This window comes from Nitrospina sp. 32_T5 (assembly GCF_052156635.1).
Classification (GTDB): Bacteria; Nitrospinota; Nitrospinia; order Nitrospinales; family Nitrospinaceae; genus Nitrospina.
This window is the reverse complement of sequence record NZ_JBQKUO010000004.1, coordinates 303,540-326,047: the sequence shown is the minus strand read 5'-3', so window position 1 is coordinate 326,047 and position 22,508 is coordinate 303,540. Positions and strand designations below refer to the sequence as shown.

The window sequence follows — 22,508 nt, the reverse complement described above, 5'->3', positions numbered from 1 at the left end:
GCGAGAGGGTGCGGGCGTTTTTTGGCCGGGATTGTGCGGAAAACGGGGCTGGCTAGAAGTTGAGGCCGAAGCGGAAGCCCACCGAGAGCGTGTTCACCGCTCCGGCCCGGGCCACGGGATTGAACACGTACTGGACGTCCGGTTGCAGGAACATGCCCGGCCGCACGCGGATTCTGTAGGTGGCCTCGACCAGCACCTCAGGATCGTCGATGGTGATGCCCGCCGCCCTCTGCTGTTGTTTGTATTTGTCGCCGAAAAACAGGTAGGAGACGGCGATGCCCGCCTTGTCCCTGTCCCGGCCGGGAATGAGTCCGGTGTATTCCAGCCCGGCGTCGAAGTAGGTGGAGAGCGCATTGACGTCCTGGTCGGAAAAACCCAGGCGGGCGAAGCCCCGCAGCCCCTGTCTGGAGCGTGGGTATTCGAGAAAAAAGGTGCCTTCGGCAAACAGGTAAATACCCTGCGTATCGGAATGTTGCCGGGGAGCCCCGGCGGAGTCCTGCTCCACCAGGTCCGGAAACCGCTTCGTGTACCACCAGCTGCCGATCCCGGCCTTGTTGAGGCCCAGGCGGGGCCGGTCCGACTCGTATCCCACTTCGTTCATGAACAGAACCCCCTCGTCATCCGCATCCAGGATCACCTGCGTGCCGCGGGGATTCTGCGGGTCTCCCGGCACCCCATCCAGCACAGCACCTTTATAGTACCAGTTGGGGGTGGGTTCGATCCTGAGACGCATGCCCAGAGTGGTGAGGGGGTAGGTCGGCACACCGGCAATGCCGGATTCGGTGAGGTCCACGCCGGTGCCGAAGGCGCCGTTCAGGAACAACTGGGCGGATTCTCGGTAGTCGAACTCGTTGGCGATGTCATAGATGCCGACCAGGATGGCCATCCGCCGGTCGAAAAAATGCTGGTCGTACCAGGCCTGCATGAGAAGCAGGTTGGGGCGGCCTTCAATATTACTCAGGTCGTGGACAGAACCGATAAACGATTGGAACCGGTTACCATGAAGAAGTGTGGTGTAAAAGAAAAAATGGCCGTCGGGTCCGTCGAGCAATTGTTGTAAATTGACATGCAACTCGAAGTCCGCGTAACCGAAATAACGGGTCTGGCTGCTCCGGTGGCGTCGGTCCATGTGGAACAGTTCGCCCATGTATCCGCCGCGGAAATAAATGCCGCGGTCGAGGAGTTCGGTGCGGAGTCCGCCCCAGTTGCCGGTGATGGTTTCCCTGCGGAGGGTGATGTTGCCGTGGCGGTCGAGTCCGTCGAGATCCTGTGCGGCCAGGAGGGATGGATAAAGAGTGCCGGACAGAACGAAAGCCAGTAGAGCCAGCAATCCGGCCTGGTACAACCCATTTCGGTCCACCACAAAGGAAACCAAGCGCACAGGTTTTTTTCCGATTTGAAAGTCAAAAAGAGTCAGGGAAGCATCCACTTCGGCCAGGTTCCCGATTTCATTTCCCCCTTCCGGAAACCCGGCAAAAGCCTACAGGGATATTTTACTCCGAATTGGTAAATTGGATTCGGCTTTTTAAGAAAAATATGGTGGGAATCCGGTCGATGTGGGGCCGGATCCGGTGACCTGGTTTTCTCTTGTGAGAGAGGGGCACGACGGCAAAGGCAGGAGTTGGACGTCTCGCGCCGTTCAATCCATTGAACTGATCACGTGGAAACCTGCTTTTTCGATTTTACCGACGACGTTTTTCGTTTCACACAGGTCGAGGCGGAAAAAATAGACCTGCTGGGTCGGGTCCTTCAGGTAGGGCGCCATGCCGACGCTGATGATGTTCAACCCCTCCTTGTTGATGATGCTGGACACCTTTTCAAAATTGTCCGGGTTTTTGCCCATCACCACGTCAATGCGCGAACTGGAATGAAGGATGCCCATGAGGTCGACGAAAATGCCAAGCATGTCCATGATGGTGATGATGCCGACCAGCTTGTTGCGCTTGATGACAGGGAGGGCGCCGATCTTGTTTTTATAGATCATGAGGGCGGCATCCTCGATGTGGGTTTCGGGCACCACCACCAGGGGGTGACGGGTCATGTAGTCGTTGACCTTCATTTTGCCGGGATTGTTGATCTCGAGCTTGCCCGAATTGCCTTTGCGGGCATTTCTCCCCTGGCCGATGAAGGCGCCGCGGATGTCGCTTTCGGTGATGATGCCGAGAAGCTCTCCCTTGTCCACGACCGGCAAATGGCGAATGGCATGGGTCACCATCAGATCCTGCGCTTTCTTAAGGGAATCGGACTTTTTTACCGTGTGGAGTTTCTTGGACATCACTTCGCCGACAATCATATGCGTCCTCCAGGTAATCGGTTTATGAGGGGGAAATTACCGTCCGGAATTCATCCGGCACGGTCAGAACTAAATGGAATGATTTGCGGGCCGGGAGTACAATATGCCGGAAGGCCACCTGCCGGACAGCACCTCTCTCCTTCATTATTACCAGAAGCGGTTCACAAAATACACGTCAAATGCAGGGTTTCCGGCGGGCTTCGAATGGCAGTTGGAGACCTTTAAAGAATCCGGAGAGGGGTCATTTTTCAGTTGATTTTAGGAATTCACTTGTACTTAAATGAAAGGTTCCACAGACAAGAAAGGGCTGGCACCCCCACAGTTCTTCTTACACGAGTGTTGTATTTTTACACCATTCTATGTCTAAAATGGAATCATAATTGGGCGCCAAGTTGAAAGTAATTGATTTTACAGCTACTATGTGAAATGGCACAGGCTTTGCTCCCATTGCTCTGAGTTGCTGAACAGCCAGCCTTGCAAACTCAGATAAAAAACCCAATCAAAGTTATTTATGAAAATTCAACGATTACCCAAACGGCAGGGTTTGTACGACCCGCGATTTGAAAGAGAAAACTGTGGGGTGGGCTTCATTGCCAACCTGAAGGGGGAGAAGTCTCACGAACTCATCCAGCAGTCGCTGGAACTTCTGAACCGTTTGGAGCACCGCGGGGCGGTGGGTGCTGATCCGCTCACCGGCGATGGTGCGGGGATCCTGATCCAGATACCTCACGATTATTATAAGGAAGAGTGTGCAAAGGTTGGCATCACCCTGCCCTCCGAAGGGAAATACGGTACGGGGCTGGTATTCCTTCCGCGGGACGACCGGGCGGAAAGCCTGATGCAGATTTTCGACCAGGTCACGAAAGAAGAAGGTCTTGAGATGCTGGGCTGGCGCAAGGTGCCGGTGGACAACACTCAGATTGGAACCGTGGCGGCGGAAGTGGAGCCGGACATCCGCCAGATTTTCATCGGGGCGGGCAGCATCGAAGACCGGGACGCTTTTGAGCGCAAACTTTATATCGTGCGCAAGCAGGCCGGACGTGCCATCCGCGCCTCCGGTCTCGCGGAGCTGTACGAGTCTTATTACATTTGCAGTCTTTCCAGCAAAACCATCGTTTACAAAGGCCAGTTGATGGCCCCGCAGGTGGGCCGTTACTACCTCGATGTCAGCGATCCGCGCATGACGTCCGCGCTGTCCCTCGTTCATTCGCGCTACAGCACCAACACCTTTCCGTCCTGGGGGCGCGCCCAGCCTATGCGCATGGTCGCGCACAACGGCGAGATCAACACCGTGCAGGGCAACAAGAACTGGATGTCAGCGCGCGAAGCCATGTTCGAAAGCAACCTGTTCGACGACTCGGAAAAACTGATTCCGGTCATTCCGCCGGGCGGTAGCGATACCGCCGACTTCGACCAGGCGCTGGAACTTCTGGTGATGACCGGACGGTCGCTTCCCCACGCGGTCATGATGATGATCCCCGAACCGTGGAGCGGCCACGAAACGATGGATGACGAGAAGCGCGCTTTCTTTGAATATCATGCGTCGATGATGGAGCCGTGGGACGGTCCGGCGTCGATCACCTTCACCGACGGCGATGTGGTCGGCGCGGTGCTCGACCGCAACGGCCTTCGCCCGTCGCGCTACGTGGTCACCACCGACGACCGCGTCATCATGGCCTCGGAGGTGGGAGCGCTGCCGCTGGACGAATCGACCATCAAGTTAAAAGGGCGCCTCCAGCCGGGCCGCATGTTTTTTGTCGATCTCAAGGCCGGAAGGATTTGTTCCGACGAGGAGATCAAACGGCCTTTGGCCCAGGCGCATCCTTATCAGCAGTGGGTGCAGGAGAACCAGGTCAACATCGAAAACCTGCCGGTGCCCAACGGTTATGTCGAACCGAAGATCGAGGACCCGCTGGTCCAGCAGATCGCATTCGGTTACACCGCCGAAGACATGAAAGTCGTGCTGGCCCCGATGGTCGGCACCGGCCTGGAAGCCGTGGGCTCCATGGGCAATGACACGCCGCTTGCCGTGCGTTCGGAACGGCCGCAACTTCTGTTCAATTACTTCAAGCAACTGTTTGCACAGGTCACCAATCCGGCAATCGATTCCATCCGCGAGGAACTGGTGATGTCCATGGAAGTCACGCTCGGCCGCGAGTACAACCTGCTGGAACCCGGTCCGGAAAACTGCCGCAAACTGCGCCTGAAACACCCGATCCTCAAGCCGGAGGAGTTTCACAAGATTCAAAACCTCAATCAGCAGGATTTGAAAACCGCCACACTGTCCTTATTGTTCCCGGTGTCCGAAGGTGAAGACGGACTGGAAAAGGCGGTGGAGAATCTGTGCGCAAAGGCTTCCGAAGCCATGGAGAACGGCGCGACCATCCTGATCCTGTCCGACCGGGGCGTCGATGATAATCACGCGGCCATCCCGAGCTTGTTGGCGACCGGTGCGGTGCACCATCATTTGCTTCGCGAGAAAACGCGCACCCGGGTGGGCCTTGTGGTGGAAACCGCCGAGGCCCGGGAGATGCACCACTTTGCCCTGCTCATCGGTTACGGCGCAGGCGGCATCTATCCTTACCTCGCATACGAAACCGCAAAACAGGTGGTGCGGGAACAGGTGTATGTGAAAGACGTGGCCCCGGACAAGGCGATCGAAAATTTCATCCTGTCCTGCAAAAAGGGCCTGTACAAGATCACCGCGAAGATGGGTATCTCCACCATCCAGAGCTATCGCGGCGCACAGATTTTCGAAGCGGTGGGTCTGCACGAGGACCTTGTCCACCGTTATTTCACCGGAACGCCGTCGCGTGTTGCCGGCATCAAGCTGAAGGACATTGCGCGCGAAGTACTGGCGCGCCACCGCAACGCGTACGAGCGGTCGAAGATCATCCGTCCGGCGCTGGACCTGGGTGGCTACTACCACTGGCGGCGCGGCGAAGAAGAACACATGATCAGCCCCGCGATGGTGGCGTTGATTCAGGAGGCGACGCGGTCCAACAATTATGAAAAATTCAAGCAATTTTCCAAAGTGAGTGACGAACAGAACACGCGCAACTGCACCATCCGCGGCATGTTCAAGTTCAAGCCGACGCAGTCGATCCCGATCGACGAGGTGGAGCCGGTGGAGGCAATCACCCGCCGGTTCTGTACGGGCGCGATGTCGATCGGCTCGATTTCCCGAGAGGCGCATGAGACCCTGGCCATCGCCATGAACCGCCTTGGCGGAAAGAGCAACACGGGGGAGGGTGGTGAGGACCTGGTGCGCTACACGCCTGATGCGAACGGCGATTCCCGGCGCAGCAAGATCAAGCAGGTGGCATCGGGACGTTTCGGTGTGAACAGCAATTACCTGGCGAATGCCGATGAGTTGCAGATCAAGATCGCGCAGGGCGCCAAGCCGGGTGAGGGAGGTCAGTTGCCCGGCCACAAGGTCAGCGAGTACATTGCCAAGATCCGGCATTCGACGCCGGGCGTGGGACTCATTTCGCCGCCGCCGCACCATGACATTTACTCCATCGAAGACCTGCAGCAGTTGATCTTCGATCTGCACAACTCCAACCCCAAGGCCGGCGTCAGTGTGAAGCTGGTGGCGGAGGCGGGTGTGGGCACGGTCGCCGCGGGCGTTTCCAAAGCACGCGCTGAAGGGGTGTTGATCGCCGGGCATGACGGCGGAACCGGAGCTTCTCCCCAGACGTCGATCAAACACGCCGGCTTGCCGTGGGAACTGGGCCTGGCGGAAACCCAGCAGGTGCTGGTGCTCAACGACCTGCGCGGGCGCATCCGGGTGCAGGTCGATGGCCAGTTGAAGACCGGGCGCGATGTGGTCATCGGTGCGCTGCTGGGCGCGGATGAATTCGGTTTCTCCACCGTACCCCTGGTGACCCTCGGATGCATCATGATGCGAAAATGTCACCTGAACACTTGTTCGGTGGGTGTGGCGACACAGGATCCGGAGTTGCGCAAAAAGTTTTCCGGCCAGGCCGATTACGTGGTCAACTTCTTCCGCTTCATTGCGCAGGAGGTGCGCGAACTGATGGCGCAGCTGGGATTCCGCAAACTGGACGATTTGATCGGCCGAACGGATCTGCTGGAAGTGGACACCTCCATTGACCATTGGAAGAGCCGCGAACTGGACTTTTCCCGCATCCTTTACCGCGCGGAAGGAGGCGAGGGCGTGGCCACGCGCAACGTCACCACCCAGGATCTGAGTGGCGACATCGGGGACAACTGCCTTGACCGAAAACTGATCGCCGAATGTGCCGGAGCCATCGAACACAAGAAACCGATTCGCCTCAAACACACCATCGGTAATGTGGACCGTGCCACCGGTGCCATGCTGAGTTACGAAATTTCCAAACGCTACAGTGAGGCGGGCCTGCCTGACGAAACCATTCATATCGATTTCAAGGGGTCGGCCGGGCAGAGTTTCGGCGCATTCCTGGCCAACGGCGTCACCTTCAACCTGAAGGGCGACACCAACGACTACGTTGGTAAAGGGTTGTCCGGCGGCAGGATCATCGTCGCACCGGCGAAGGAGTCGCCGATTGTCGCAGAAAAGAACATCCTCATCGGCAACGTGGTGCTGTACGGCGCCATATCCGGCAAGGCGTATTTCCGTGGCATAGCGGGCGAGCGCTTCGCCGTGCGCAACAGCGGCGCGGATGCAGTGGTGGAAGGCGTTGGAGACCATGGTTGTGAATACATGACCGGCGGAAACGTGGTGGTGCTTGGCAAGGCCGGACGCAACTTCGCCGCAGGCATGAGCGGTGGCATCGCGTACGTGCTGGACGAGGACGGATCGTTTCCCATCCACTGCAACCAGGAACTGGTGGATCTGGTCGCTTTTGAAGAGGACGAGGACCTTGACCTGGTGCAGACCCTGATCCGCGAACACCTGGAGTACACGGGAAGCGCGGTGGCGAAACGCGTCCTCGACAACTGGGAAAAGATGATCCCGAAATTCATCAAGGTCTACCCGCGCGATTACCGCCGCGTGGTGGAAGAACGAAAACGGAAACAGGCAATGTTGGAAGAGGTGGCATAAATGGGTGCGCTCAAAGGCTTCATGGAAATCAATCGCGAAACGCCGAAGGCGCGTCCGGTTCCCGAACGGCTCAAGGACCAGAAGGAAATCTACGAACCGTTTCCGCTGGAAAAGTACCGCGAGCAGGGAGCGCGGTGCATGGACTGTGGAGTGCCGTTCTGCCAGAGCAACACGGGTTGTCCCCTGGGTAACGCCATCCCGGACTGGAACGACATGGTGTACCGCGACCGCTGGGAAGAGGCGGTGGCGCTCCTCACCAAGACCAACAACTTTCCCGAATTCACCGGCCGCATCTGCCCCGCGCCGTGCGAAGGGGCGTGTGTCCTGGGCATCAACGAACCTGCGGTGACCATCCGCAATATCGAGGAGATCATCGCCGAAAAGGGTTTTGAGCAAGGGTATATCGCCCCGAACCCGCCGAAGCAGCGTACCGGCAAGAAGGTGGCGATCGTCGGGTCCGGCCCCGCGGGTCTCGCCGCCGCCGATCAATTGAACCACGCCGGGCACGAGGTGACGGTGTTTGAGAAAGCCGACCGCATCGGCGGCCTCCTCATGTACGGCATTCCGCATTTCAAGATGGAGAAAACGGTTCTGCACCGGCGGCTGGAGTTGATGGAAAAGGAAGGCGTGATCTTCAAAACCAACGCGCACATCGGCAGGGACATTCCCGCCAAAAAACTGGTTGAGGATTTTGATTCGGTCATCCTGTGTTGTGGCTCTGAAAAACCGCGGGACCTGCCGGTGGAGGGGCGCGACCTGGACGGCGTCCACTTTGCGATGGACTTCCTGCCTCAGCAGAACAAGCGCAATGAAGGGGACACGGTTCCGGATGACATTACCATCACCGCGAAGGACAAGAATGTGCTGATCATCGGTGGCGGCGATACCGGTTCCGACTGCCTCGGTACGTCGCTTCGCCAGGGCGCGAAGAAGGTTCATCAATTCGAACTGTTGAGCGAACCTCCTCTCGAGCGCTCGCCCAACAACCCGTGGCCGCAATGGCCGATGACCCTGCGCCTCAGTTCTTCACATGAGGAAGCGGGCGGCAAAATTACCGACTACAGCATCCTGACCAAAAAGTTCACCGGCGAGAACGGCAAACTCAAAAAGGTGCATGCCGTGAAAATCCGCTTCGGTGACCCCGTCCCCGAAACCGGACGGCGCCCGATGGAAGAGATTCCCGGATCCGAGTTCACGCTGGATGTCGATCTCGTTCTGCTGGCGATGGGTTTCGTGCACCCGGTGCACGAAGGGCTGGTAAAGGAACTGGGGTTGGAGCTGGATGCCCGCGGCAACGTGGCCTGCGACAAAAACAAGATGACCAACGTTCCCGGTGTGTTCGTGGCCGGAGACATGGCCCGCGGACAGTCGCTGGTGGTATGGGCGATTGCCGAAGGGCGCGAAGCGGCACGTGGTGTGGACCAGCATTTGATGGGCTTTACTTTCCTGCCCCACAGCGAACACATGTGATTCTTTGCGGCCGCCCGGCCGTATCGATTTTCCTGAACGATTACCCTTTTTTAATCTCCAAAAAGATATCAAGCCCAATGTTTATATGGGCTTGCGCCTGCGCGTCGGTTTGTTATCATGGAATAACACAACGTAAACAAGGGAACGCCCCGGGCGTGGGAAGGAGGAAGACAGATGGAGACCGTTTTGATTCAGCGGCAGGCACGCGAACCGTTCAAATTCCCAAAGCAGAGTGTGGTGCGTGCGGTGAAAAGCGGCGAGTTGTACGGTGACGACAAAATTTCAGCGGACGGCAAATCATGGGTCCGTCTCGATGAACACAAGCAGTTGAAGAACTTTTTTTACAGACAATCGGAACAGGTACAACTTTCCTGAAGGAAGAGCAGGACACCCACCCTTTACCGCCTGGCCCGGAACGCCTTCGGTTCATTCAGTTGGACGACAGGATCAGTTCCACCCGTTTATGGATGTTCAGTTTCTTGAACGCCTTCTTAAGGTGAAATTTAACGGTGAACACGCTGATTTTGAGAACCTGTGCGATTTCCTCGTCGTTATAACCCTGGCTGGCCAAACTGGCCACTTCCCGTTGACGCTTGGTGAGCCCGACTTTCTCCAGCTGCAGATTTTGACTGTATGCGGGTTTGCGATTTTTGAGAGTCCGCCTGGGAAGCAACTTATCAAGGCAATTGTTGATTTTGGAAAGAAGCTCGTCACGCTTCACGGGTTTGAGGATGTAATCCTGCACCTTCAATTTCAACGCATCGATGGCCGACTCCAGGGTGCCGTGCCCTGTTAAAATCATGACCGGTGCATTCGGTTGCAATTTTTTAATTTCCTGGGAAACCTGAATGCCGTTCATGCCCTCCATGATCAAGTCTACAATCACTAAATCCGGGTGCTGGGACTTGAACTGCTCCAGTCCTTCCTCGCCATTGACCGCTGTGGTGACGTGAAAGCCTTCTTCTTCAAGGTCGTCACTCAGGGTTTTGCGCAGTATTTCTTCATCGTCGATGAGAAGGATAGAGTGGTCCATGATGAGTCTCCTCCATCGAGATTAATAAGGGCTCCTCTAAAAGCCTGAAATGCGGCGGGACGCCTCGAACGTCCCGCTTCTTATAAAAATATACATAGATGGACTGGACCACAAGAAAAATCGGGGGGAACCCATAATTATGGGGTGAAATCCGGCGAAAAAGGGGAAAAGGAAACCATTTTCCACTATTTTAGGGTAATTAATCTGGAACTCGGAATTTAGGAACCGCTCAAAGCCCCAGCTTTTCGAAGAACCCTTTTATTTTTTCCTTCACCGGTTTGCCGTCGATTTCCGCCAGTTCCTGAAACAGTTCTTTCTGCCGCTTGTTGAGCTTTTTCGGCACTTCGACGAAGAACTGTATGATCTGGTCGCCGTGCCCCGGTCCGCGGAGGTTGGGAATGCCTCCACCATGGATGCGATAGGTTTCTCCGGACTGGGTGCCGGCAGGAACATTGATCACCTTGGTTCCCCCATCGAGCGTCGGAACTTCGATGTCGGCGCCCAACGCGGCCTGCGAAACGGAGAGGTTGAGCCGGCAAAGGATGTTTTGGCCGTCGCGGTGGAAGAATTCGTGTGGCTTGACATGTACGAATACGTAGAGGTCGCCGGGAGGCAGGCCGGGTCCCGCTTCGCCTTCACCCCGAAGGCGTAACCGGGAACCGTGGTCCACACCACCGGGAATGTTGACGGAGATGGATTTCTTGTCCACCACCACGCCTTCGCCGCGGCAGTTGGAGCAGGGGTCGCGGACGATTTCGCCGGCCCCGTGACACTGCGGGCAGGGCGTGGACAGGCTGAAGAATCCCTGTGACCGCACCACCTGCCCGGTGCCGTGACAGGTATTGCATCGCTCGGGGGTGGTACCCGGTTTGCAACGGGATCCCTTGCAGGTCTGGCAGATCACGTGCTTGCGCACGTCGATTTCCTTTTGCACGCCGAAGGCCGCTTCCTCGAAAGTGATGGTGGCGTCGGCACGCAGGTCGTTGCCGGTGCGTTGCCGGCCCCCGCCGAAGAAGTCTCCAAATATGTCACCGAACGTCGAAAAGATGTCTTCGAACCCGTTGAACCCTCCGAAGCCCTGGCCCTTCAGGCCCTCGTGGCCGAATTGATCGTAAACACGACGCTTCTCCGCATCGCGGAGCACCTCGTAGGCCTCTGAGGCCTCCTTGAATTTCTCTTCAGCTTCCTTGTCTCCGGGATTCTTATCCGGATGGTACTTGAGCGCCATCTGGCGGTAAGCTTTTTTCAGTTCGGCTTCGGACGCTTCGCGTGAAACCTCGAGGACCTCGTAATAATCGCGTTTAACCATGAGCACCTTCAGTTTTTGAGTTTGGCCACTTTCACTTTAACGGGTTTCAGCAACTTTTCCTGGAACCGGTAACCGAGTTCCAATTCTTCCACCACCATTCCATCCTGCTCCGGATCGTCGGTGTCCACGGTCATGCACACCTCGTCGGTGTTGGGATCGAGCTTGCGTCCGACTGCGGGGATGGGTTCGATTCCCTGCTGGGTGAGTTCATTTTCAAACTGGGAGAGTATGAGGTGGATGCCCTGCTTGAAGCTTTCGAAGTCGCCGGTGGACTGCGCCGCGCTGGACGCGCGTTTCAGGTTGTCCAAAATCGGGATAAGTTGTTTGAACAGTCCGGCCTTGAGTTGAGCGAGCCGGCTTTCATTTTCTTTTTGCAGGCGCTGACGGAACTCATCGTTCTCCGCACTTTTGTTTTTGTAGGCGGCAATGTATTCCTTCAGCTTCTGGTCTTTTTCCTCGGCTTCCTTGCGGAGCTGTTCCACGTAAGTGGGAAGGCGTTCTTTTCGGGATTCTTCCTCCTCGATGGCTTCTTCTTCCAGCGCCCAATGGCGTCGGTCGCTGACTTGGAATTTGGGAGGAGGCTGGTCGCTGTAATCAGGCAGTTTGCTGTTTGAGTCGTTCATGGGCTTTCAAATCAAAAAACGGAAGGCGGGCACACTCCCAAAGGAGCCGCCCGCCGGTCCGGAAATTGATATTCGAGGATTTCCCTCCGACATCCCTGAAATGTAATGCACAGGGATTCCCCGCACCCCGGTCAAACCCGGGAGCGTGGGGGGAGGGAGTGTCCTTTATTTTTTGTTGCTGATGTCTTCGTACTCGGCGTCCACGACGTCATCCGCGGATTTGTCGGAACCGCCTCCGGATTGATCCTCACCGGACGGGCCGGAGTCATCGCCACCGCCTTCACCGCCTTCCGCAGACTGTTGCTGGTAAATCTGCTGGGCCAGTTTGTGCGAAGCCTGGGTCAGCGCTTCGGTTTGCTGTTTGATCTGCTCCAGGTCGTCGCTTTCGATGGCGGTCTTGGCCTCGGCAATCGCGGACTCGGCTTCCTTGACGTCGTCTTCGGAGAGTTTTTCCTTGTTGTCGCGGATGGTTTTCTCCGTGTTGTACACCAGGGAATCCAGCTGGTTGCGGGCGTCGATCTTTTCGCGTCGCTCCTTGTCCGCCGTGGCGTTGGTTTCGGCGTCTTTCACCATGTTCTCGATATCCTGATCCGAGAGGCCGGTGTTGTCCGTGATGGTGATCTTCTGTTCCTTGCCGGTGCCTTTGTCCTTGGCTGAGACGTGCAGGATGCCGTTGGCGTCGATGTCGAAGGTGACCTCGATCTGCGGCACGCCGCGCGGCGCGGCGGGGATGCCATCCAGATGGAACTTGCCGAGCGAGCGGTTGTCCTTCGCCATTTCCCGTTCGCCCTGCAGAACGTTGATCTCCACACTCGGCTGGTTGTCCGACGCAGTGGAAAACGTCTCGCTCTTGCGGGTCGGGATCGTGGTGTTGCGGTCGATCAGGCGCGTGGTCACGCCGCCGAGAGTTTCGATTCCGAGAGACAGCGGAGTGACGTCGAGCAGAAGAATGTCTTTCACATCGCCGGAAAGAACGCCCGCCTGCACGGCCGCACCCAGGGCGACCACTTCGTCCGGGTTCACGCCGCGATGCGGATCTTTCTTGAACAAATCCTTGACGATCTGCTGGGCGCGTGGAACGCGGGTGGAGCCGCCGACCAACACCGCTTCGTCGATCTTGCTGGCGTCGAGGCCCGCATCCTTGAGTGCGCTGACGCACGGCTTCTTGGTGCGCTCGAGCAGGTCATCGACCATGGACTCGAACTTGGCGCGGGACAGTTTGATGTTCAGGTGTTTCGGTCCCGTGGCGTCCGCGGTGATGAAAGGCAGATTGATTTCGGTTTCGGATACCGAGGACAATTCCATCTTGGCTTTTTCCGCCGCTTCTTTGAGCCGCTGGAGAGCCATGTTGTCGTTGCTCAGATCAATGCCCTGGTCTTTTTTGAATTCCGCCACCAGCCAGTCAATGATGCGCTGGTCCAGGTTGTCGCCGCCCAGGTGCGTGTCGCCGTTGGTCGCTTTCACTTCCACGACGTTGTCGCCGACTTCGAGAATGGAGATATCGAACGTGCCGCCACCAAAGTCGTAAACGGCAATCATATGGTCTTTCTTTTTATCGAGACCGTAAGCCAGCGCGGAGGCGGTGGGCTCGTTGATGATGCGTTTGACTTCGAGCCCCGCAATTTTACCTGCGTCCTTGGTGGCCTGCCGCTGAGCGTCGTTGAAGTAGGCGGGGACGGTGATGACCGCCTCCGTAACCGTTTCACCGAGATAGGCTTCCGCAGACTTCTTGAGTTTTTGCAGGATCATGGCGGAGATTTCCGGCGGGCTGTACTGTTTGCCTTGGACTTCGATGCGAACATCATTCTTCGGGCCCTTGACGACCTTGTAGGGCACCATTTTCATTTCCTCGGAAACTTCCGCGTAGGAACGGCCCATGAATCGCTTGACCGAGAAGATGGTGTTTTCCGGGTTGGCGATGGCCTGGCGTTTTGCAACCTGTCCCACCAGGATTTCGCCATCCTTGGTGAAAGCAACGACCGAAGGAGTGGTCTGGCTTCCTTCCTCGTTGACAATGACCTTGGGGTCATTGCCTTCCATCACGGCCACCACGGAGTTGGTGGTGCCCAAGTCGATTCCTATGATCTTACCCATGGGTGCAGTTCCTTTCCAATTGGCGTTATTTATTTCAACTTATTTTATATAAGGTTAAAGCGATTTTGAGAATTCCTCCCCGATGCTAGGTGTCTAATAAGATGGGGGTGGGGGGGAGTCAAGCCGGATGGCGATTTTTAAAGCATTTTTCCGGTTTGTGAAAGGTAATGAGTTGTTTTTAACCCTATAAAGAATAAACACTTAAGCTTTTTCTTCAAGCGGGTTGAGGGGGGCGGGGAGGAAGTAAAGGGCAATAAAAAAGGGCCCCGGAATCCGGGGCCCTTGATGTACGGTGGAAAAACAGCCTGGAACTTATTCCGTTTCCTGAATCCCGTCGTAAAGCTCGCCTTTGAACAGAACCGCGCTTTCCTTTTCTTCGGCTTTGTTCTTGGCTTTCATGGCGGCGATTTCTTCGAGCTCTTCCTTGCCTTCCGGGGTTTCCGCCCACGGGGTCAGCGACTGCCGCACGCGCTTGACGGTCTCGGTCATTTTGAGGATCACGTCCGAATCGGTATCCCGGATGGACAGCAACGCATCTTCGTGGCCGTCGTACGCGCACCAGGCCTGCGTATAGCAGGGGGTGTTGGCCCGGATCATCTTCAGGGTGATGTTTGCAAAATGGCAATGCACCCCGATGAGGACACAAACGTGAATCTTGTTGTGCAGAACGGTCAGGTTGGGGTGACAGGGATTGATCACCGCTTCCGGATCGATTTTGGGATAGATGGGACGGTAGTCCGGCATGGGAATGATGTTCATTCCGGGAACTTCCTTGACGAAATTCAAAATCAGCTCCGCCTTGTGCCGGGCTTCTTCGTTCCAGCCCCAGATAATCTGCGGTCCGGGAAACAGGGTCGGGTTTCGCCGGGTCAGCAGCTTGACGGCTGCGGTCTCATAGACCTTATCCTCATCAACCGGTTCACCTTCCAGCAGTTGCTTGCGGGAACCTTTTTCCGGCTGGAAAATACCCATGGCGGCCGCAGAGGGCGGAAGCAGGCCTACAGGGCCCAACTCTAATTTTGGCATTCTGAATAACCTCCAAAAAACAAATATCTTATAGGGAATCCGTCTTTGGAACCTTACCAAAGAATTTTAGTTGTCTATTCAAATATTCTGCTACCGGGAAGTGGCAATTTTGGAGCAGAGGATGGTAAGACAAAAATAAATGAGCTTTAAATACTATTATCAAACACCTATCCTGTCAATCCTAAATTCCGGCCCGGATTTCATTTATTGTGGGAACCTTGCAAGTATATGTTTCTAAAAAGGTTTTTTCGATTTGAGGGTTTCAGCGTTTGTTTTGGGCGGCCCATTCAAAAGGGTTCTCATACCAGGCCTCCAGAAGCGCTTTCTGGCCGGCGTCGATTCGCCCGTTTTCTTCCGCAAAAGCCACCAGGTCGGGAAAGGTGAGAAGGGTGTGGAGCTGGCAGTCGGCGGCCTCAAAGGCGGCCCGGGCCGACTCGAATCCGTAACTGAAGATGCACAGGCAGTGGGCCACCCGTGCGCCGGCGGCACGCAGCGCTTCCACCGCTTTCAATGCGCTGCCTCCCGTGGATACCAGATCCTCGATCACCACCACTTCCTGGCCCGGCTCCAGGATGCCCTCGATCTGGTTTTGCAGTCCATGCCCTTTGCTGGAGGGGCGAACGTATACCAGAGGAAGTTCCATCATGTTGGCCAGGGTGGTTGCATGCGGAATGCCCGCGGTGGCGGTTCCCGCAATGCAATCGACCGGGACCTGATCTCTCTCGATAATTTCCTGCATCGATTCCGCAATGAGAAACCGGTGCTTGGGTTCACCCAGGAGCAGGCGGTTGTCATTGTAAACCGGCATGCGGTAGCCGGATGCCCAGGTGAAAGGCTCATCCGGATTGATGCGGATGGCACCGATGTCGAGCGCCACACGGGCGATGTTTTTCCAGTACTTCAAGGAACGGATCCTCCATTGAGATTGAATCAAAACCCGCGGTGGATAAAAGTCTCGCCGCGTGATCCATCAAAGTCGGCAAGCCCCCGCAGTTCGATGCTGAGCAGCATTTTCGTTTCCGCCTGGTTGACGTTGAGGTTGATGTTGCGGCGGCGGATGAAGTCGAACGACAGACCCCAGCATTTGCAGGGATCGCTGTATGTGGCCCGGCCGTTGTGTTCCAGGACGCGGTCATTGAACTCGTCAAAACGGGCACTGTACTTGAAATTCAACCCTTTGGGAAGAGTCACGTCGAGAGTGCCCAAAATCATGGCTGACTCATTGTGGACCTGGCGTTTTTCCAGAACCACCATCAACCATTCGCTCAACCGGATGCCGACGTCAAAATTGAACCGCTGGACGAAACCATCGTACACATTATACTCACTGTCGAAATTGAACATGAAATAATCCGTGAAGCGGGTGTCGAGGTCGAATCGCAGGTTGTTAAAGGGGCGCCGTGGAGTGAGGGGTGTCTGGAACCGCCGTGCTTCCTTGATATTGTAACTCTGGCTGATCTCAAAGCGTGCCACCTGTCGTACTTCGCTGTTTCCATTGCTGTCCGTGTCCTTGCGAAGCAGGCGCTGGGTCAGGAAATAGGTGACGGCTTCGGTCGGGCGGATGTCGTCCACTCCGTCAATGATGCGGATTTTTTCGCGGTCTTTCCGGTCGAAACCGGAAATGTAATCGTACTGCACCCGCGGTTCAATGACGTGCTTGTACGCGGGGCCGCCGGGCTCCGTCGGTTTGAAGACCCGGTTGAACTTGGGTCCTTCCAGAAAGGCGCTGAACTCGAATACTTCTCTTGTGAACTCCGGCCGAATGAACGGCTGGTTGGTGGACGGGTTGATGTCGTCCGAGATTTCTTTATTGTAATAGGTTTCGCGGAACCCGACCTGGGGTGTCAGGCGCAACCACGGGGCAAATGTGATCGGGTACGAAAGCTGAGGATGAAAGTCGAACCGTTGAAGGGTCTCTTCGTTGTCCACACCTATTGTTGGATCCAGGTCGAGTAGAAACTGCGTGGCGCTCGATTCCTGGTTGAAGTAAAAGCCGCTGTTGCCCAGTTGAAAAGACTGCGTGACCCAGGTGATGGACGGCAGGATGCCGAAGGTATCGTCGCGCTCGGCCTGTTCGCTTTCGCGGTAGCGGCCCAGGATGTCGAGGGAGTTGGTTTCCCATCCTTTGAATATGGACAGAAATGAATCGCTGCTTCGCCGGGTGCGGATTTCGGTTTGCGACTTGAAGGTTTTGTTGAAGTTCGCCCCGGAAGTCTGGTCAAGCCGTGCCAGCAGGCGGGCTTCACCGGGAAGGACCTGCTGGTGCCGGGCGTCCAGTTTCCAGAACGTTTTTCCCGAGATGTCGTCTTTCAAATGCTCGCCGCGCCACCAGCCTTCGGTCGTTTCGCTCGGGCGGTAGCGGAATTCGAGGGATGAGCGCAAGCCGCGGTTTTCCATGTAGTCGGCACCGAGGGTGGCGTCGTAGGACCGGTTGATTGCCCAGAAATACCGGTTCTGGATGGTGAGGCCGTCCAGGTTGCTGGTACCGATGCTGGGCATCAGGAACCCGCTTTTGCGCTCCGTGATGATAGGCACGTAACCCACCGGAATGTATATGAAAGGAATTCCTTTCACACGAAACACCCCGCCCGTGAACAGGGCGCGGTCCTGCATCAGGATGTCTGCCTTGCCCACCTCGATCATCCAGTCGGGCAGCACCCCGGTGCAGGTAGTCAGCGTGGCGTCCTCCGTCTGGTAGTGTTCCTCCGAAAAGCGGCGTAATACTTTTCCGGTAACGTAATATTCCTGCCCCTGCTGTCCCTTCAGCGTTCCCCGGCTTCGAAGCAGGATGCCCCGGTGAGTTTTTATGTTGAAATCACCACGCACTGCTTCCACGGTGGAACCGTCTTCCGCTTTCATCACCACGTTGCCTTGTGCGTGTCCCTGGCCGGATTCGGTATTGATGGCCATTTTATCGGCGCGTATGGTGCGGTTTTGATAACGCACCACCACATTGCCGCGGGCTTTGATGAGGTTTTCTTTGACGAGGTGCTCCATGTAATCGGCGGTGATTTCCACCGGGTCTTCTTTTTGCTCCGGACTGGTGACGGGTGAAACGGATTGGCTGAGTGCGGGGGAGGGAACGAAGCCGAGCAGACCTGCCAGCAACGCCATCGTCACAAAAAGGACCGCCTTATTTGAGACAGGTTCGTTCAATATATTCTCTGGCTTCCGCGACGGTAAAGATGGAGCCCGTCACACAAATCAACTCGTCGGGTTCACATTGCTTCTGGTTGGCGATCAGGGCCTGAGGGACGTCCTCGATAATTTCCAGCGGCCCGATGGAAAAGGTCTCGCCGGCCAGGTCCGCCGGGTTCAGGCTGCGATCCTGCCGGGGCCGGGCCAGCGTGATATGATGGGCGAATCGGGCGACAATTTCAATACATTCCCGGTAGGGCTTGTCCTGCATGATACCCAGCACGATGCGCAGTTTCCGCGAAGGATACAATTCCTTCAAGGCCTCCATCAGTTTTTGCAGGCTGTCCAGGTTGTGCGCGCAGTCGAGGAGGGTGAGCGGCGATTCGTTGACCACTTCCAGCCGTCCGGCCCATTGCGCGGTGGAGATGCCGCGTCGAATGATTTCAGGTGTGAGTTTCACTCCTTTGGATTCGAGAGCCTGGCAGGCGGCGATGGCCATGGCCGCGTTTTGAGCCTGGTAGCGTCCGAGCAGGGGGCTGGTCAAACCTTGAATGCTTTCGATCGGACTTTCATAGTCGAACATCATTTCGCCTGGCCGATGTGTGTGCAGGTTCACGTCAAAATCCCGTCCCAGCTTCAGAAGACGGCAGTCGAACTCGCGCGCACGGTCTTCGATCACGCGGAACACGTCGGGCTGGTCTACACCCGTCACCACGGTGCAGGTGTCCTTGATGATGGAGGCTTTTTCAAAGGCGATACCGGGAAGCTCCGTGCCCAGGCTGCTTTCGTGATCGCGGGAAATGGAGGTGACGATGCACACTTCGCCCTGACAGGTGTTGGTGGAATCAAGCCGACCGCCCATACCGACCTCGATCACGTTCCAGTCCACTTTCTGTTCGACGAAATACCGAAAGGCGAGGACGGTGCCGAACTCGAAAAACGTAACCGGAACACCGATCCGTTCCGAGGTTTCCTTGATGTGCAGAATGCCGTCGACCATCGCGTCTTCCGGAATCGGCTCGCGGTCCACCTGGATGCGTTCTGAAAAATGCCGGATGTGGGGCGAGGTGTACAGTCCGGTTCGGTAACCGGCTGCGCGCAGGATGGATTCGACAAACGCGGCGGTCGAGCCCTTGCCTTTGGTTCCGGCGATGTGGATGGCCGGAATCTTGTTCTGAGGATCGCCCAGCGCTTCCAGCAGGCGGGTGGTGTTTTCCAGGCCCAGTTTGATTCCGCTGTTTTGCAGGCCGAAAAGGTAATCCAGGCATTGAGATGGATTCATGATCTTTTAATATGGGTGAGTGGGAGCAGGACTCCAGAAACAGGGTTTATATTTTCGCATTTTTGAAATCCGGGCGTAAGATATTATTGCTTAATTTATTTTAATTAAAGGAATGAATGTGAATCCGCATTCCCAAAGATTGCGCATTCCCCTCATGCGGCTGGTGCGGGGCCCGGTCCTCCTGGATAACATGAAGGAACCGATGGAGGGGTTGGAACTGGTGACTTCCATCGATATCTTTCCCGACGAACCGCTTCCCGGGGAATGTTACGCGCTCAAGATGGAAGACGATGCCGCAGAACCGCACGTCCTCGCGGGCAGCATTGGCGTGTTTTCCCGCCAGTCGGATGGGGTTGCCGCGCTGCACCAGATTTACCTGGTGCAGATCAAGAACGAACGGCCGCTGGTCTGCAAGCTGGTGAAAAGCGATATGGCGATCCATCGCCGGGCGAGCGATCCGGGGGCGACCTCTTCCACTCCCGACCGCCTTCGTCAGCGTCGCAAAAGTTTCATGACGCCGACGCCGCTTCACATCCCTGATTCCCGCATCTCTCCCATTCCTGATTCCGCGCACGAGATGGTGTATCTGAAAAATCCCGAGGAAGGCGAGCCCATGCTGGTTGTTCCGGGCCGCGATTTATTGTGGATGCACCCTTTGGTGTTCATCCCTTGAGCAAAATGGGTTTCTTTACTTTTGTGTCAACCGGATGAGATCGCGGTACGTGCGCACGCCTTCCGCCGACCAGTCCACTTTCGTAAAACCGGGGTCGCTGACGGGGATCATGCGGATGACCTTGATGTACGAAATAGTGTTTACCAGCTGACGCACATCGTCCCCGGACGGTTCCTGCACTGGCGAGAAGTTGTTGTCCGCGTTTTCCCATTCCCAGGGACTGTCATGGCGGGCCAGCCAGACGTCGGCAAACCCGGCATCCCCCCTCCGCTCAAGCAGGCAATCGAGGTATTGCGGCAGGGCAGGTCCCTTGAGCACCAGCGAGTACCCCAGATAGTGCCCCCACCAGAACAGCACGCGGTAGGTGAAGTATTCTTCTTTGGTGAAAAACTGCGGGATGTCGAGAGACACGAAGGGAAACCCCTTGTTGTTTTCTCCCTTGGTTATTTTGCCCCGTTTGAGGTCGGTGCCCAGGGGAACCGGGCCGGGGTCTTTCGCCAGCTCGGCGATCATGACGTCCTTCAGGTCTTCCAGTCTGGATTCGGCCTTTTGGATGATGGAATGCTTGTGCAGAAACAGTTCGCGCTCCCGGATCAGTCGCATTTCCGTGTCGGACCAGAAAGGGGAGTCATGGGGCTGAGAGGGCATGGTCACTCGGTTTCGGATCGTTTGCGGTTTCTGAGGATTTCCTTTTGGCGGGCCAGCACGTAGCGGTGGATATCGTCTTCCGCACGATCGGTCAACCCCACGAAGCGGCACTGGCAGATTCCCTCCCGGTTGACGCGCAGGATACGGAGTTTGGTCTTGACGAAACCGCCGGTGATGGGCAGGGTGAAGGTGACAGGATACACCGCCTTGGGCTTGAAGTCACTGTTCCGGAATGAAATCCCCCCGGAACTGATTTCCAATACCTTTACGGTCTTGTCTTCTATGGAAACCAGGACCGGTTCCGCCGGGTCCGGAGAAATGCGGAACGCCTGCCGTTTGTCCTCCTTTGGCAGGTGAAACAGCTTTCCCTTCTCATCCTTGTCGTCTTCAGCTTTCTTTTTCCAGAACAAACTCCACTCTCCTGTTCAAGGCGCGGCCGCGCTCTGTCTTGTTGGTGGCGATGGGAAATGTGTCAGCAAATCCCGTAGCCGTCATCCGTTTGGGGTCGATGTTCTGATTGATGAAGTATCTCAGCACGGAGGTGGCCCGTGCCGAGGACAACTCCCAGTTGCTTGCAAAGCGTTTGTTTGGAATTTCTGAATTGTCGGTATGGCCGTTGATGTTGATTTTGTAACCGGGATACTTTTCCGTTATACGGATGAGTTCGTCGAGGACTTTTTTACCACGGCCAAGGTTCAATTCAGCGCTTCCCGTATTGAACAGCGACTGGGAAGGGACCTTGACGATGATTTTCGACTGGTCGGTGGAAATGGTCATCACGTCCGAAAGGCTTTCCACCTTGGCCACATTTTTCACCTCAGTCAGAATATTATCAGATTTGAGTCCCGTCAACACGTCCAGCGATTCTTTTATTTCCGCGGCATCCATCAACTCCAGCAGGCCTATGGAAGCCTGCTCATGCCCGATTATGGCTTCCTTGAAACGGTTCATGTTGATGGAAGAAAGCGAATACAAAATGATGAAGTAAGTGAGCAGCAGGGTGAACATGTCCGCGAATGTCATGAGCCAGGCCTGGCCGGACCGCTCATCCTGCACTTCCTCGGCAAAGTCGGCCAGGGACTCCCTCTGTCGGCGGCGGATTTGCAGGGTTTTCCGTATGCGTTCCTTTGCCCTCTGGACTTCGTAGTTCATCTGGACTTCGAACTGCCGGTCGCGTATTTTGATTTCCTCCTCCAGCTCTTCTTTTTCGGATCGCGTCTTGTCCAGTTCGTCCTGGATTTTGTTGATCATGTCGGAAGTGAGGGTGAGCGCGTCACCTCCTTTTTTGTTGGCCTGGATCATCTTTTCATACATCTGGATCAGGCCGTCTTTTTCCATCAGCAGTTTTTCAAACCGTTCTTTGGATTTTTCCGTCAGCATCTCAAGAGACACGGCCTTCGATTGGACATCCTCTACCGGGCCCACGTCATGACGGAGCCGTTTGACTTCCCGTGCCAACGCGCTTTTCTCTCTCGCCAGCCGCTCTCGTTCTCCTCTTTCCAGTTTTACCCGTTCGGTAAGCTGAAGATTTTTCTTTTGCAGAGCCTTCAGCGTTCGGGACAATTCCTCATACCGCGGAAGGGTGGGATCCTCCTTCGGGTCTTTCTCTTTGTCGGCCGATTCTTTGGAAGGGATGGGTTTGATCACACGATTCTGACTGAGGCTCCGTTGGAATTTGATCTGTTCCTTCTGGTCTTCAACGGTTTGCTGGAGTTTGGTGATTTTCTTGCCCGTGACCGTCAGCATGTGCTTGAAGCGGGTTTCCTGGCGTGCCTTTTCGGCGTCCAGTTTTTTCAACTGGGCCTTTTGCGCACGTAGCAGCTCCTGGATTTGTTGAAGGTTTTCTTTTTTGTCGTCTTTCTTTGCCAT

The 22,508-nt window shown here is 56.0% G+C and carries 17 protein-coding genes; 4 read left to right on the top strand and 13 right to left on the bottom strand.

Features of this window, described 5'->3' with window-relative positions:
• Window positions 1-52: 52 nt before the first annotated feature.
• Both ACTRW9_RS12775 and ACTRW9_RS12770 read right to left on the bottom strand, forming a co-directional pair.
• Complete coding sequence (locus tag ACTRW9_RS12775) at window positions 53-1,381, bottom strand: carbohydrate porin (RefSeq protein ID WP_442429645.1); 1,329 nt, start codon at window positions 1,379-1,381, stop codon at window positions 53-55.
• 258 nt (window positions 1,382-1,639) lie between these two features.
• Window positions 1,640-2,293, bottom strand: a complete 654-nt coding sequence (locus ACTRW9_RS12770) for a CBS and ACT domain-containing protein (RefSeq protein WP_442425204.1) — start codon at window positions 2,291-2,293, stop codon at window positions 1,640-1,642.
• Window positions 2,294-2,804: 511 nt separating this feature from the next.
• Here ACTRW9_RS12770 and gltB point away from each other — a divergent pair.
• The 3 genes from gltB to ACTRW9_RS12755 all read left to right on the top strand — a co-directional run bounded on the left by gltB (window position 2,805) and on the right by ACTRW9_RS12755 (window position 9,188).
• Complete coding sequence (gene gltB / locus ACTRW9_RS12765; protein WP_442429644.1) at window positions 2,805-7,343, top strand: glutamate synthase large subunit; 4,539 nt, start codon at window positions 2,805-2,807, stop codon at window positions 7,341-7,343.
• Window positions 7,344-8,813 (top strand): glutamate synthase subunit beta, encoded by a 1,470-nt coding sequence (locus ACTRW9_RS12760; RefSeq protein WP_442429643.1) that lies wholly within the window; start codon window positions 7,344-7,346, stop codon window positions 8,811-8,813. It abuts the gene before it with no gap.
• Window positions 8,814-8,987: 174 nt separating this feature from the next.
• Window positions 8,988-9,188, top strand: a complete 201-nt coding sequence (locus tag ACTRW9_RS12755; RefSeq protein WP_442429642.1) for a hypothetical protein — start codon at window positions 8,988-8,990, stop codon at window positions 9,186-9,188.
• 55 nt (window positions 9,189-9,243) lie between these two features.
• Here ACTRW9_RS12755 and ACTRW9_RS12750 read toward each other — a convergent pair whose 3' ends face one another.
• From ACTRW9_RS12750 to ACTRW9_RS12715, 8 genes are all read right to left on the bottom strand, one after another.
• Window positions 9,244-9,846: a response regulator gene (locus ACTRW9_RS12750; RefSeq protein WP_442425208.1), complete on the bottom strand. Its 603-nt coding sequence runs from the start codon at window positions 9,844-9,846 to the stop codon at window positions 9,244-9,246.
• A 229-nt stretch (window positions 9,847-10,075) separates the two neighbouring features.
• Window positions 10,076-11,155 (bottom strand): molecular chaperone DnaJ, encoded by a 1,080-nt coding sequence (dnaJ, locus tag ACTRW9_RS12745; protein ID WP_442429641.1) that lies wholly within the window; start codon window positions 11,153-11,155, stop codon window positions 10,076-10,078.
• 8 nt (window positions 11,156-11,163) lie between these two features.
• Window positions 11,164-11,778: a nucleotide exchange factor GrpE gene (locus ACTRW9_RS12740; protein ID WP_442429640.1), complete on the bottom strand. Its 615-nt coding sequence runs from the start codon at window positions 11,776-11,778 to the stop codon at window positions 11,164-11,166.
• 165 nt (window positions 11,779-11,943) lie between these two features.
• Window positions 11,944-13,872, bottom strand: coding sequence for a molecular chaperone DnaK (gene dnaK / locus ACTRW9_RS12735; protein WP_442425211.1), 1,929 nt, complete (start codon window positions 13,870-13,872; stop codon window positions 11,944-11,946).
• A gap of 312 nt (window positions 13,873-14,184) precedes the next feature.
• Window positions 14,185-14,898, bottom strand: coding sequence for a carbon monoxide dehydrogenase beta subunit family protein (locus ACTRW9_RS12730; protein ID WP_442429639.1), 714 nt, complete (start codon window positions 14,896-14,898; stop codon window positions 14,185-14,187).
• 262 nt (window positions 14,899-15,160) lie between these two features.
• Window positions 15,161-15,802, bottom strand: coding sequence for an orotate phosphoribosyltransferase (gene pyrE, locus ACTRW9_RS12725; RefSeq protein ID WP_442429638.1), 642 nt, complete (start codon window positions 15,800-15,802; stop codon window positions 15,161-15,163).
• Window positions 15,803-15,828: 26 nt separating this feature from the next.
• Window positions 15,829-18,012: an LPS-assembly protein LptD gene (locus ACTRW9_RS12720; protein WP_442429674.1), complete on the bottom strand. Its 2,184-nt coding sequence runs from the start codon at window positions 18,010-18,012 to the stop codon at window positions 15,829-15,831.
• Between the two features lie 19 nt (window positions 18,013-18,031).
• Window positions 18,032-19,318, bottom strand: coding sequence for a bifunctional folylpolyglutamate synthase/dihydrofolate synthase (locus tag ACTRW9_RS12715; protein WP_442429637.1), 1,287 nt, complete (start codon window positions 19,316-19,318; stop codon window positions 18,032-18,034).
• Window positions 19,319-19,436: 118 nt separating this feature from the next.
• Between ACTRW9_RS12715 and ACTRW9_RS12710 the strand changes: the two genes are divergently transcribed.
• Entirely contained in the window at window positions 19,437-19,991 is a 555-nt protein-coding gene (locus tag ACTRW9_RS12710) for a hypothetical protein (protein ID WP_442429636.1), read from the top strand.
• Window positions 19,992-20,006: 15 nt separating this feature from the next.
• Here the strand turns inward: ACTRW9_RS12710 and ACTRW9_RS12705 are convergent, their stop codons facing one another.
• Genes ACTRW9_RS12705 through ACTRW9_RS12695 form a run of 3 tightly spaced genes read right to left on the bottom strand, consistent with a single transcriptional unit; the run spans window position 20,007 to window position 22,508 of the window.
• Complete coding sequence (locus tag ACTRW9_RS12705; RefSeq protein ID WP_442429635.1) at window positions 20,007-20,594, bottom strand: hypothetical protein; 588 nt, start codon at window positions 20,592-20,594, stop codon at window positions 20,007-20,009.
• Between the two features lie 47 nt (window positions 20,595-20,641).
• Window positions 20,642-21,049 carry a PilZ domain-containing protein gene (locus tag ACTRW9_RS12700; RefSeq protein ID WP_442429634.1) on the bottom strand — a complete coding sequence of 136 codons (408 nt, stop codon included), beginning with the start codon at window positions 21,047-21,049 and terminating at the stop codon, window positions 20,642-20,644.
• On the bottom strand, window positions 21,027-22,508 hold the full coding sequence (locus ACTRW9_RS12695; RefSeq protein ID WP_442429633.1) for an OmpA family protein: 1,482 nt from the start codon (window positions 22,506-22,508) through the stop codon (window positions 21,027-21,029). The genes ACTRW9_RS12700 and ACTRW9_RS12695 overlap by 23 nt, the downstream gene beginning before the upstream one ends.

Bases quoted from the DNA above. Each gene is read 5' to 3' on its own strand.
- ACTRW9_RS12770 (WP_442425204.1), bottom strand. From the start codon at position 2,293: ATGATTGTCGGCGAAGTGATGTCCAAGAAACTCCACACGGTAAAAAAG.
- gltB (WP_442429644.1), top strand. From the start codon at position 2,805: ATGAAAATTCAACGATTACCCAAACGGCAGGGTTTGTACGACCCGCGA.
- ACTRW9_RS12760 (WP_442429643.1), top strand. From the start codon at position 7,344: ATGGGTGCGCTCAAAGGCTTCATGGAAATCAATCGCGAAACGCCGAAG.
- ACTRW9_RS12755 (WP_442429642.1), top strand. From the start codon at position 8,988: ATGGAGACCGTTTTGATTCAGCGGCAGGCACGCGAACCGTTCAAATTC.
- ACTRW9_RS12750 (WP_442425208.1), bottom strand. From the start codon at position 9,846: ATGGACCACTCTATCCTTCTCATCGACGATGAAGAAATACTGCGCAAA.
- dnaJ (WP_442429641.1), bottom strand. From the start codon at position 11,155: ATGGTTAAACGCGATTATTACGAGGTCCTCGAGGTTTCACGCGAAGCG.
- ACTRW9_RS12740 (WP_442429640.1), bottom strand. From the start codon at position 11,778: ATGAACGACTCAAACAGCAAACTGCCTGATTACAGCGACCAGCCTCCT.
- dnaK (WP_442425211.1), bottom strand. From the start codon at position 13,872: ATGGGTAAGATCATAGGAATCGACTTGGGCACCACCAACTCCGTGGTG.
- ACTRW9_RS12730 (WP_442429639.1), bottom strand. From the start codon at position 14,898: ATGCCAAAATTAGAGTTGGGCCCTGTAGGCCTGCTTCCGCCCTCTGCG.
- ACTRW9_RS12720 (WP_442429674.1), bottom strand. From the start codon at position 18,012: ATGGCGTTGCTGGCAGGTCTGCTCGGCTTCGTTCCCTCCCCCGCACTC.
- ACTRW9_RS12715 (WP_442429637.1), bottom strand. From the start codon at position 19,318: ATGAATCCATCTCAATGCCTGGATTACCTTTTCGGCCTGCAAAACAGC.
- ACTRW9_RS12705 (WP_442429635.1), bottom strand. From the start codon at position 20,594: ATGCGACTGATCCGGGAGCGCGAACTGTTTCTGCACAAGCATTCCATC.
- ACTRW9_RS12695 (WP_442429633.1), bottom strand. From the start codon at position 22,508: ATGGCAAAGAAAGACGACAAAAAAGAAAACCTTCAACAAATCCAGGAG.